Source organism: Telluria sp. B2, assembly GCF_051789535.1.
Classification (GTDB): domain Bacteria; phylum Pseudomonadota; class Gammaproteobacteria; order Burkholderiales; family Burkholderiaceae_D; genus Telluria.
The window spans coordinates 5,392,882-5,404,398 of sequence record NZ_CP196525.1 but is presented as its reverse complement, the minus strand read 5'-3'; the positions used below and the strand labels follow the sequence as shown (position 1 = coordinate 5,404,398).

Annotated in this window: 11 protein-coding genes; 8 read left to right on the top strand and 3 right to left on the bottom strand. The window is 66.2% G+C overall.

Annotated elements, in window-relative coordinates:
* Positions 1–2,142 carry a TonB-dependent receptor family protein gene (locus tag ACSUZJ_RS23825; RefSeq protein ID WP_499412139.1) on the bottom strand — a complete coding sequence of 714 codons (2,142 nt, stop codon included), beginning with the start codon at positions 2,140–2,142 and terminating at the stop codon, positions 1–3.
* 301 nt (positions 2,143–2,443) lie between these two features.
* On the opposite strand from ACSUZJ_RS23825, the gene ACSUZJ_RS23820 reads away from it, so the two are divergent.
* The 8 genes from ACSUZJ_RS23820 (at position 2,444) to ACSUZJ_RS23785 (ending at position 9,907) form a co-directional block, all read left to right on the top strand.
* Positions 2,444–3,550 carry an S-(hydroxymethyl)glutathione dehydrogenase/class III alcohol dehydrogenase gene (locus tag ACSUZJ_RS23820; protein WP_499412138.1) on the top strand — a complete coding sequence of 369 codons (1,107 nt, stop codon included), beginning with the start codon at positions 2,444–2,446 and terminating at the stop codon, positions 3,548–3,550.
* A gap of 41 nt (positions 3,551–3,591) precedes the next feature.
* Positions 3,592–4,176 (top strand): S-(hydroxymethyl)glutathione synthase, encoded by a 585-nt coding sequence (gfa, locus tag ACSUZJ_RS23815; protein ID WP_499412137.1) that lies wholly within the window; start codon positions 3,592–3,594, stop codon positions 4,174–4,176.
* Positions 4,177–4,268: 92 nt separating this feature from the next.
* Positions 4,269–4,625, top strand: coding sequence for a hypothetical protein (locus tag ACSUZJ_RS23810; protein ID WP_499412135.1), 357 nt, complete (start codon positions 4,269–4,271; stop codon positions 4,623–4,625).
* A gap of 291 nt (positions 4,626–4,916) precedes the next feature.
* Entirely contained in the window at positions 4,917–6,659 is a 1,743-nt protein-coding gene (locus tag ACSUZJ_RS23805; protein ID WP_499416655.1) for a methanol/ethanol family PQQ-dependent dehydrogenase, read from the top strand.
* A gap of 92 nt (positions 6,660–6,751) precedes the next feature.
* Positions 6,752–7,171 carry a c-type cytochrome gene (locus tag ACSUZJ_RS23800; protein WP_499412134.1) on the top strand — a complete coding sequence of 140 codons (420 nt, stop codon included), beginning with the start codon at positions 6,752–6,754 and terminating at the stop codon, positions 7,169–7,171.
* Complete coding sequence (locus ACSUZJ_RS23795; RefSeq protein ID WP_499412133.1) at positions 7,168–8,055, top strand: quinoprotein dehydrogenase-associated putative ABC transporter substrate-binding protein; 888 nt, start codon at positions 7,168–7,170, stop codon at positions 8,053–8,055. The genes ACSUZJ_RS23800 and ACSUZJ_RS23795 overlap by 4 nt, the downstream gene beginning before the upstream one ends.
* Positions 8,052–8,858 carry a hypothetical protein gene (locus tag ACSUZJ_RS23790; protein ID WP_499412131.1) on the top strand — a complete coding sequence of 269 codons (807 nt, stop codon included), beginning with the start codon at positions 8,052–8,054 and terminating at the stop codon, positions 8,856–8,858. Before ACSUZJ_RS23795 ends, ACSUZJ_RS23790 begins: the two co-directional genes overlap by 4 nt.
* Positions 8,859–8,902: 44 nt before the next feature.
* A complete protein-coding gene (locus ACSUZJ_RS23785; protein WP_499412130.1) occupies positions 8,903–9,907 on the top strand; it encodes an ATP-grasp domain-containing protein in 1,005 nt (334 codons plus the stop codon).
* On the opposite strand, the gene ACSUZJ_RS23780 is transcribed toward ACSUZJ_RS23785, so the two are convergent.
* Entirely contained in the window at positions 9,900–10,862 is a 963-nt protein-coding gene (locus ACSUZJ_RS23780; RefSeq protein WP_499412129.1) for a beta-propeller fold lactonase family protein, read from the bottom strand. The two genes, ACSUZJ_RS23785 and ACSUZJ_RS23780, sit on opposite strands and share 8 nt — an antisense overlap.
* Positions 10,863–10,915: 53 nt before the next feature.
* Positions 10,916–11,503: a cytochrome b gene (locus ACSUZJ_RS23775; protein WP_499412128.1), complete on the bottom strand. Its 588-nt coding sequence runs from the start codon at positions 11,501–11,503 to the stop codon at positions 10,916–10,918.
* Positions 11,504–11,517 lie beyond the last annotated feature (14 nt).

Sequence of the window (11,517 nt, the reverse complement as noted above, 5' to 3'; positions counted from 1 at the left end):
TCAGAAGGTGTACTGCGCACTGACGCCGATCATCCACTGCCGTCCCGGCGCGGCCTCGTAATAGCGCCTGTTGGCGTCGCCCACGATCACCGAGCCGACATAGCTGCGGTCGAACACATTGTTCAGCCGCAGGTACTGGCGGAAGCGCCAGCGGTCGACTGTCTGGCGCGCCTGCACGCGCGCGTTGACGACTGCATAACCCGGCGCCGGGCGTTCGTTATTGCTGTCCTCCGCATAGATCTTGCTGCTCGCAATCGTTTCCAGCGCCGCGCCGAAGCGCCCGCCCTCGTCCTTCCATGCCAGCTCGCCGAACATGTTCGCGCGCGGCACACCCGGCAGCCGGCGGCCGGCAGCGACACTGCCGAAGCCCGTTTCGTAGGTCGCCCGCAGCACCGTCATGGCCACCCTGGCGCTGAAGCCGGCTCCCAGTTCGCTTTCGAGCGACACCTCCGCGCCGCGGCGCAGGGTTTCGCTGGCGTTGCGATAGCTGGTGCGTCCGCCGGACGAGGTATCGACCACCATCTCGTCGTCGGTTCGCACCTGGAACAGGGCCGCCTCGACCCGTGTATTCTCTCCCAGTTTCGCCTTGGCGCCGACCTCGACGTGCCGGCTGGTGGCCGGCTGCAGGTTGAAATTGAAGCCACGGCCCGCGCCCGAGTAGAACAGCTCGTTCAGCGTCGGCGTCTCGAAGCCGCGCGCGGCGCTCGCATACAGGTTCAGGTGCGGCGACACCTTGTACAGCACGCCAAGCACCGGTGTCACCTTGCTGTAGTCGACGCCGCCGCTGTCGTCGCCATTGGCGAGGAAACGATCGTCCACTTCCACTTTCAGGCTGCTGCGGCGCAGGCCCGCCGTCAGCACCCAGGGACCGCCTTCCCATTGCGTCTGCAGGTAGGGATCGAGGCTGGAGAGCTTGTCGGTTTCGTCGCGCCGCAGCGCCCCGCGCACGCCAAGCTGGGCGCCGACGAAGTTCTCGAAGCCCTGGCGATCGTCCTTCGAGCGGTTGTATTCGAGACCCAGGGTCGTGCTGAGCTTGCCGCCGGCAAGCGGGCGCACAGCCAGCCACTGCAGGTCGGCGCCGTAGAAGTCGCGGTCGAAATCGACCACGCCGCCCGAATGGGTAGAGGGCGCCTGGAAGCCGCGCGAGAACGCCTGGTACTGGACCACCTGCCGCTTGCCGGCATAGGCCGTGATGCGCAGCCGGTCCGGACCGAAGCGCTGTTCGAAGACGGCGCCGCCCTGCTGGTGGTCGATGCTCTTGCGTGTGTTGTAGCGTTCGGCCAGCGTGCGGTTCGGCGTCTGCGTATCGGTCGGATCGATTTCGCCGGCGCGCGGATCGCGCTGGAAGGTGGCCCAGGTCACGCCGAGCGGATCTTGCGTGTCGTCCTGCGTCAGGGTGCTGGCGGTGACGGTCAGGCGGCTGGTCGCGCCCGGCTTGACGCTGAGCTTGGCAAAGCCCTGGTCGCGCCGCGCCGCGCTGTGGTGGCGGTAGCCGTCGGTCCCGAAGCGTGAGGCATCGATGACGTAGCCGATGCCGTTCGTTTCGCCCTGCGCGTTGAGATCGATCTTGTGCGTGCCGTCGCTGCCGCCGGAGACCGTGGTTTCGACCGATGGGCGGCCCTGGCCGTCGCGCGTGAACAGCTGGATCACACCGCCCGAGTGATTGCCGTAGAGCGCGGAAAAGGGCCCGCGCAGCACCTCGATGCGCTCGGCCAGGTCGAGATTGAAGGTGGCGGCCTGGCCCTGGCCATCGGGCATCGAGGCCGGGATGCCGTCGGCGATCAGGCGCACGCCGCGCACGCCGAAGGCCGAGCGTGCGCCGAAGCCGCGTGAGGAAATCTGCAGGTCCTGCGCGTAGTTCTGGCGGTTCAGGACCACCAGGCCAGGCACCGCCGCCAGCGCCTCGGACGCATTCACGCGCATCCAGGCAGCGCCGATACGTTGCGCATCGACGGTGTCGACCGCGGCCGGGAAGTCGAAGCTGTCCTGCTCGATCCGGCTGCCGGTAACGACGACGACCGGCACCGGCGCAGCTGCGGCGAGCTCGTCCGCCTGGGCCTTGCCGCTGGCCGTAAACGCAGCGCCGCCCGCCGCCAACAGCGCAGCGATGACGGTGGGGCGGGAGGGAAATGGTTGCTGCATGCATGTCTCCGTTGACTGATTCTGTTCTGGATTGCCGGGGCCGGTTCTGGCATCGGCCCACCTCCAATCCAAGCAATATGCCTGCCATGGCCATCGGTGTGGCACGGCGCTTGCATTGCTGTGATCCAGGGAAGCACGGATTCGCTTCCCCGGGCGCCTCAGGCGCCGTCGCCGGGGCAGCTTGACCGCGAATCATGGAACACCTGTCTCAGATATGAACAGCTGACACAGCATTGTGACAGGGGGCGCACTGGCAGCAGCGTGCGTACCGTCGCGAAACCTTATCGATACGGAAGAGAATATGAAAACGAGAGCAGCCATTGCCTGGAAAGCAGGGGAACCCCTGTCCATCGCCGACGTCGACCTCGAAGGGCCGCGCGCCGGCGAAGTGCTGGTGGAAATCAAGGCCACCGGGATTTGCCACACCGACTACTACACCCTGTCGGGCGCCGACCCGGAGGGCATCTTCCCGGCCATCCTCGGCCACGAAGGCGCCGGTATCGTGCTCGAGACCGGCCCCGGCGTCACCACGGTCAAGCGCGACGACCATGTGATCCCCTTGTACACGCCGGAATGCCGCCAGTGCAAATTCTGCCTGTCCCGCAAGACCAACCTGTGCCAGGCGATCCGCTCCACGCAAGGCCGCGGCCTGATGCCTGACGCGACGTCGCGCTTCTCGCTCGACGGCAAGCCGATCTACCACTACATGGGCACCTCGACCTTCTCGAACTACATCGTCGTGCCGGAAATTGCCCTGGCCAAGATCCGCGAGGATGCACCCTTCGACAAGGCCTGCTACATCGGCTGCGGCGTCACCACCGGCGTCGGCGCGGTCGTGTTCACCGCCAAGGTCGAGGCGGGCGCGAACGTCGTCGTGTTCGGCCTGGGTGGCATCGGCCTGAACGTGATCCAGGCGGCCAAGATGGTCGGCGCCGACAAGATCATCGGTGTCGACCTGAACCCGGCGCGCGAGGAGATGGCACGCAGGTTCGGCATGACCCACTTCGTCAATCCGAGCCAGGTTGAGAACGTGGTCGACGCCATCGTCCAGCTCACCGACGGCGGCGCCGACTACTCCTTCGAGTGCATCGGCAACGTCAAGACCATGCGCCAGGCGCTGGAGTGCTGCCACAAGGGCTGGGGCCAGTCGATCATCATCGGCGTGGCCGAGGCCGGCGCAGAGATCTCGACCCGTCCGTTCCAGCTGGTGACGGGCCGCGAGTGGAAGGGTTCGGCTTTCGGGGGCGCACGCGGGCGCACCGACGTGCCGAAGATCGTCGACTGGTACATGGACAACAAGATCAACATCGACGACCTGATCACCCACACCCTGCCGCTCGAGCGCATCAACGAAGGGTTTGACCTGATGAAGAGCGGACAGTCGATCCGCTCGGTGGTGCTGTACTGACCCAGCCTTTGTACGTGTAGACCAATCCAAAACGGAGACCGATGATGAACGAAGAAATCCATATCCATCCCGCCGTCGATCACGGCATCAAGCCGGCCGCGCCGAATTTTTCTGGCGGCACACTGACCTGCCAGTGCAGCACCAATCCGGTGACGGTGGAGATCAAGGGGCAGGTCGCGCACAACCACGTATGCGGCTGCACCAAGTGCTGGAAGCCGGCCGGCGCGCTGTTTTCCCAGGTTGCGGTGGTCCCGCGCGAGAACCTGAAGGTGACCGCCAACGCCGACAAGCTCGCCGTGGTCGACTCCTCCGCCACCATCCAGCGCTACGCCTGCCGCGACTGCGGCGTGCACATGTTCGGCCGGATCGAGAACACCGCCCACCCCTTCTATGGCCTGGACTTCGTGCACACCGAGCTGTCGCACGAGGACGGCTGGGCGCCGCCCGAGTTCGCCGCCTTCGTGTCTTCGATCATCGAGTCCGGCGCCGATCCGAAAAACATGGGGGCGGTGCGCGCGCGCTTGGTCGAGCTCGGCCTGCCGCCCTATGACGCGCTGTCGCCGGCCCTGATGGACGCCATCTCGACCCACGTGGCCAAGGCGCGCGGCGTGCTGCAGGAAGCGTGAAGGAAGCATGAAGGAAGCGTGACCGGTATTGCCGGTAACCGCGTAGGCCGCGGTTACCGGCCGCCCGGTGAAAAGTGAATGGAGACGAAGAGATGAAGCAAACGCACTTGCTGCCGCACTTGCTGCTGACGGCAGCCCTGGCTGCCCCGCTGGCAGCGCAAGCCCATGATTTCCCGACCAGCGGACGGGTGGAGTACGTACTGGAGTGCATGCAAAAGCACGACGGCAAGTACGAATACCTCTACAAGTGCTCCTGCGTCATCGACGAAATCGCCAAGGCCATGCCCTACGAGGACTACGTCACGATGTCCACCGCGCTGCGCAACCAGACGCTCGCGGGCGAGCGCGGCGCGCTGTTCCGCGATCCGGTCCCGGTCAAGGAGATGGCCAACAAGTACAAGGAAGTCCAGGCCAGCGCCAGCAAGGCCTGTCGTGTGCCGCAACGTTAATGCCGGGCGCGGCCGCAGGCTGCGCCACGGATGACACAGAGCGGGTGGGTAGTGTCACGAAACTGAACATGTGTCACGTGGCGAGGACGGGTACACGGTGCGGTTCCGCCATGCATACGCCCGATTCGGCTACTGGCACGTTAAGTGCTGTACAGAAGTGGGGCATCCCCGCTGAGATGAGGCAGGGCCAACCAGTCGCACCGCAAAAAAACCATAGGAGACTTCATCATGTTATTGCTAACGAGACTCATCCGCTGGTGGCCGTGCCTGGCACTGGCTGCCGCACCGGCGATGGCCGCCGACTCCGATGTCGAAAAACTGACCAAGGACCCGAAAAACTGGGCGATGCAGTCCGGGAACTTCGCCAACCACCGTTACAGCGAACTCAAGCAGATCAACAGCAAGAACGCCAAGAACCTGCAGGTGGCCTGGACCTTCTCCACCGGCGTGCTGCGCGGCCATGAAGGCGGCCCGCTGGTGATCGGCGACACCATGTACATCCACAGCCCCTTCCCGAACAAGGTGTTCGCGATCTCGCTGGAAGACCAGAGCATCCGCTGGAAGTACGAGCCGAAGCAGGACCCGACCGTGATCCCGGTGATGTGCTGCGACACGGTCAACCGCGGCGTGGCCTATGCCAACGGCAAGATCTTCCTGCAGCAGAACGACACCACCCTGGTGGCGCTCGACGCCAAGACCGGCGCCGAACTGTGGAAGAACAAGGTCGGCGATCCGAAGATCGGCGAAACCACCACCAATACCCCACACGTGTTCAAGGACAAAGTCCTGACCGGCATCAGCGGCGGCGAATTCGGCGTGCGCGGACGCGTCACCGCCCACGACATCAACACCGGCAAGATCTTGTGGAAGGCCTACAGCACAGGCCCCGACAACGAGCTGATTGTCGACCCCAACAAGACCATGACCTGGACCGACGGCAAGATGGCGCCGATCGGCCCGGACTCCTCGCTCAAGAGCTGGCAGGGCGACCAGTGGAAGCTGGGCGGCGGCACCACCTGGGGCTGGTACAGCTACGACCCGGAAACCAACCTGGTCTACTACGGCACCGGCAACCCGAGCACCTGGAACCCGCGCCAGCGTCCGGGCGACAACAAGTGGTCGATGACCATCTTCGCCCGCGACCTCGACACCGGCATGGCGAAATGGGTCTATCAGATGACCCCGCACGACGAGTGGGACTATGACGGCGTGAACGAGATGATCCTGGCCGACATCAAGGTCAAGGGCCAGCCGCGCAAGGCCCTGGTGCACTTCGACCGCAACGGCTTCGCCTACACGCTCGACCGCGTCAGCGGCGAACTCCTGGTCGCCGAAAAATTCGATCCGAAAGTGAACTGGGCCACCCACGTCGACATGAAGAGCGGCCGCCCGCAGGTCGTGGCCGCCTACAGCACCGACAAGAACGGTCCCGACTTCAATACCAAGGGCATCTGCCCGTCGGCGCTGGGCACCAAGGACCAGCAGCCAGCGACCTACTCGCGCAAGACCGGCCTGTTCTATGTGCCGACCAACCACGTCTGCATGGACTACGAGCCGTTCCAGATCGAGTACACCGCCGGCCAGCCCTATGTCGGCTCGACGCTGTCGATGTATGCGGCCCCGAACAGCCACGGCGGCCTGGGCAACTTCATCGCCTGGGATGCCGGCACCGGCAAGATCGTCTGGTCCAAGCCCGAGAAGTTCTCGGTATGGAGCGGCGCCCTGTCCACTGCCGGCGATGTCGTGTTCTACGGCACCCTGGAAGGCTTTATCAAGGCGGTCGACCACAACGGCAAGGAACTGTGGAAGTTCAAGACCCCGTCGGGGATCATCGGCAATGTCCATACCTGGGAATACAAGGGCAAGCAGTACATCGGTGTGCTGTCCGGCATTGGCGGCTGGGCCGGTATCGGCTTGGCGGCAGGCCTGACCAAGGGCACCGAGGGCCTGGGTGCGGTGGGCGGCTACAAGGACCTGGCCAAGTACACCGAGCTGGGCGGCGTACTCACCGTGTTCGCGCTGCCGGATCGTTGATCCGCAACCCGCCAACACCATTGGGATGAAGTGAACCGGAGACGGTCGCCGGCAGGGCGCCGGCGCCGCCTCCCGCATTGTCAGGAATGATCATGAACAGACTCACGAAGAACGCAGGGATCGCGGCCGCCTGCTGGGCCCTGGCCGCGCTGCCCGGATTGCTGGCCGTACCCTCCGCCGCGGCGGATACGCCCCCCTACAAGGTCGTCGACGGCAACAAGGTCGATGCCCAGACCCTGAGCGGCTGGAAGACCTGGCGCGCCATGGCCTGCGAGCGCTGCCATGGCGCCGCCCAGGAAGGCATGGTCGGTCCCTCGCTGGTGAACAGCCTGAAAGTACTCAGCAAGGACGAATTCAAGGCGGCCGTACTGAAGGGACGCATCGAGAAGGGCATGCCGAATTTCGATACCAGCAAGATGGTGAACGAAAACATCGACAGCCTGTACGCCTACCTGAAGGGCCGCTCCGACGGCGCCATCGAGCCGGGCCGCCTGCAGGAGATCGGCAAATGAGATGGCGCCAGCTGGCGGCGGGCGCCTGCGTCCTGTCCTGCCTGGGCAGCCCGGCGCTGGCCCAGGACGGCGCGCCCGCACCCGGAGACGACAAGGTGCTGCGGGTCTGCCAGGACCCGAACAACATGCCGCTGTCGAACCGCGCCGAAGCCGGCTTCGAGAACAGGATCGCCGCGCTGCTGGCGCAGGAGCTGGGCTGGAAGCTGGAACACACCTGGTTCCCGCAGCGCATAGGTTTCATCCGTAACACCCTGCGCGCCAAGGAAGAAAACACGGACCGTTACAAGTGCGACCTGGTCACCGGCGTACCCAAGGGCTTCGAGCTGGGGGCGACCACGCGGCCCTATTATCACTCCACCTATGCCATGGCTTATGTGAAGGGAAAAGGCCTGGACCAGGTGCGCACGCTGGACGACCTGCTGGCGCTGGAACCCGCCCGCCGCAAGAAGCTGCGCTTCGGCGTGTTCACCGGTTCGCCGGTCACCGAATGGCTGCTGCAGAACGGCCTGATGGAGCAGGTCGAGTGGTACCAGAGCCAGACCGGCGACGCCGAGCAGTATCCCGGCCAGGTGGTCGAGAAGGACCTGGCCAGCGGCAAGATCGACGTCGCCTTCGCCTGGGGACCGATCGCCGGTTACTTCGCCAGGAATACGCGCACGGCGCCGATCGCCGCCATCCCGCTTGCCTCCCGGCCCGGCATGAAGCTCGATTTCGAGATCGCGATGGCGGTGCGCCATAGCGATAAACAGTTCCGGCAGCGTATCGACGGCCTGATTGCAGCCAACCAGGCGAAAATCCACGCAATCCTCGCGCAGTATGGCGTGCCGCTGCTCGAACTGCAGGGGACCGTGGCGCAGGCTCCCCAGGCGGAAAGGAAACCATGAAGCTTTTTCCAGTGCTTGTCGGCCCGGCGCCGGCACGGCGTGCGCGCGGCCTGTGCGTCGGGGCGACCGTCCTCGCCGCGCTGGCGCTCGGCCCAGCCCGTGCCCAGCCGGTCTCGCCGGCCGAAGTCCTCTTGTTCGAGACCGATCACCTGGCGCGCATCAAGGCGCCGGCCACCCTGGTCTACGAGTTCCGCAAGGTCAGCAACGTGGAGCCCGCGTTCACAGACAATGTCCAGCTCGACGTTTCGCGCGACAAGGGGCAACTCCACGCGGAACTGCATTTCCTCACCGGCGAGCGCAAACGCGACCTGCCGGCGATCGACGACGTGCACGGCAACCCGGTACTGCTCGGCTTCCTCGAACGCGACATCGCCGAGATGAAACGCCTGACCGGTGGCTCGGCTGGGTATTTCCGCAAGCGCATCCGGATGGCGCTGGCCCAAGGCGCGCAGGTCACGCCGCAGCGCATCACCTACCAGGGCAAGGCGCTCGACGCCAAGGCGGTGCGCATCCAGCCTTATCTCGACGATCCCCTGCATGCGCGTTTCGAGAACTATGTGCGCAAGACCTATACCTTCGTGATCAGCGAGGGGGTGCCGGGCGGCGTGTACCAGCTGAGCAGCTCGCTGGCGAATGCGAGCCGGCCGGGGGCGGTCGTTGCGCGAACCGCAGCTTCCGCGGCGGCCACGCAGGCCCAGGCGGCACAGGGGGCAGCGCCACCCGGCACGAGCAAGCCCGGCGCGGCGCTGCCCGTCATCGACGAAACGCTCACCCTGATCAAGGTCGCCGATCCGAAGCGCTGAGCTCGGCGCCGCGACGCCTGCATATGGAACAGCCGGAGGCATACATGGCGCCGTTGAAAGTGTTTGCGTTCGATTACACCAATGACGGCGGGCCGATGGCGCGCGCCCTGCCAGGCACGTTCAGGCAGCAGGGCGCCATGCTGATGGATGCCCTGGTGGCCGACCTGGGCGCCGTTCCCGGCGTCGACGTGTGCACGATGGCGAGCCTGGCGGGTGCATCAGGGTTCGACGCCGCGCTGGAGGCGCAGCCCTTCGGCGAGCGCTTCGCGGCCTGTGTGCGCGCGGCCGATGCAGTATGGCCGCTGGCGCCGGAGTCCGGGGGGCTGCTGGAAAGCCTGTCGCGCCACGTCCTGCGCGGCAAGCGCATTTTACTGGGCAGCGCCCCCGGAGCGGTGCGCGTCGCGTCCAGCAAGTTCAAGGTGGCGCGCGCGCTGGCCGACAGCGGTGTGCCGGTCGTCCCCACTTACCGGCCCCACGCTTCCCTGCCGGACGGGCAGGGCGCCTGGGTCGTCAAGCCGGACGACGGCGCCGGATGCCTCGACGCGCGCCTGTTCAGCGACCGTGCGGCGGCGCTGGCGTGGCTCAGGACCAGCGCGGTGCAAGGCTATGTGCTGCAGCCTTTCGTTGCCGGCAAGCTGGGCAGCCTGTCGCTGATCTGCTGCGATGGCGCGACCCGGGTACTGGCCCGCAACCTGGAGCGGATGGCGGTCCACGACAACCGCTTCCACTTCCTCGGCTGCACCGTGAACGGACTGGACGACACGGACGGCGCACTCGAGCGCCTGGCGCAGCGGGTCGCGGCCGCGCTGCCTACCTTGTGGGGCTATGTCGGCGTGGACATCATCCTGACCGAGCGCGGCCCCGTGGTACTCGAGGTCAATCCGCGCCTGACCGCGGCCTACGCCGGCCTGCACGCCTCGATCGGCTGCAATCCGGCCGGCATGGTCATCGACCTGCTTCGGAGCCCGGCCGCAATGCCGGCGCCGGCGACGCGGCGCCGTGCGGTCAGCGTCGACGTTGCCGGATTCGATCCGGGCGCGGCTACTTGACCACCACGCCCCAGGGCAGCTTGCCGACGGCGACGTCGCGCAGCTTGGTGTGGTTTGCCGTGTCGATCACGCTCACGTTGCCGGAGCGGCCGTTGGCGACGTAAAGCTTCTTGCCGTCCGGCGTGAGCGCCATGTTCCAGGGACGCTGTCCGACCGGCACGGTCGCCACTACCTTGTTGCTGGCGGTGTCGATCACCGACACGTTGGCGTCGCCGCCGTTCGACACGTAGACCTGCTTGCCGTTCGGGTGGACGGCGATGCCGTTGGCGCGCAGTCCGGCCTTGATGCGCGCGACGATGGAAAAACTTGTGGTGTCGATCACGAAGACTTCGTTCGCGTGCTCGGTGGCGACATAGGCGCGGCTGCTGTCCGGCAGGAAGCCGATGCCGCGTGGACGAGCGCCGACCGCGACCTGGGCCACCTGCTTGCGGCTGGCAAAATCGATGATGTCGACGGCGTCGCCTTCCTCGGCGCTGACGAACAGCAGGCGGCCGTTCGGGCTGAACACGGCGTGCTCGGGATTCTTGCCGTGCACGGTGATGGCGAACGCCAGTGCATTGGTGCGCGTATCGATCACCGCGATCTCGTTCTTGCCCTCCAGGGCCGCGACCACCCAGCGACCGTCCGGGGAGATCGACACCCCTTCGGGCGACTCGCCCAGCGCCACGGTGGCGCCAGCCTTGCGTGCCTTGAGGTCGACCAGCTGCAGGCGGTTGTTCGGCTGGTCGCTGACATACAGCCAGCGCCCGTCGCTGCCCACCGCCAGGCCGCGCGGCTTGGAGCCGCCGGGCATCTCGCCAACGACCTCGTCGGTCGCCGTGTCGATCACCGAGATCGTGCCCGAGCCTTCGTTCGGCACGTAGGCGAAGGGCGCGGCAAGCAGGGCCGAGGGTAATGCAGCGGCGAGCGCCACGGTGGCGCAGGCAAATGAGCGGGCAAATGAACGGGCAACCAAGCGGTTAACCAGGCGGACAGGTAAGCGGGCAGATAAGCGGACAGGCAGGACGGTCATCGGGTCTCCACAGGCAAGTTGGAACGGGGTTGGTCGGCTGGCGCGCCGCGCCGCGGCCACATCCGCAGCAGCAGGCGGTCGCGATCAATCAGCATGTGCTTGGCGACGGCGAGTACGTGCACGGCGACGAAGATGGCCAGCAGCAGGGCTGCCAGATGGTGCGCGCCGTTGAAGATGGCGTACAGGGTCTTGTCGTCCGGCCCCCAGGGCGCCCAGCGGACCGTGTTGAAGAACTTGATGCCGTGCCGGCTGAAGTTGGAGGCGAGGTAGCCCGACAGCGGCAGCGCCAGCATGCAGGCGTACAGGGCTGCGTGGCTGAACCAGGCGGCGCGGCGCTGCCAGGGCGCCATGGTGTCGGGCAGCGGCGGCGGCTTGTGGGTGAGGCGCCAGGCCAGGCGCAGCAGGATCAGGAGCCCGATCAGGATGCCAATGCTCTTGTGCAGATTGACGTAATAGCCGCGTTCCGGCGTGCCGCGCGGGATATCCTCCAGCGCCAGTCCGAAGGCGAACTGGCCGAGCAGCAGCAGCGCGATGAACCAGTGCAGGGCGATCGCGGTGCCGGTGTAGTGTGCTGGCGTGGCCATCCGCTTTCCTTTTC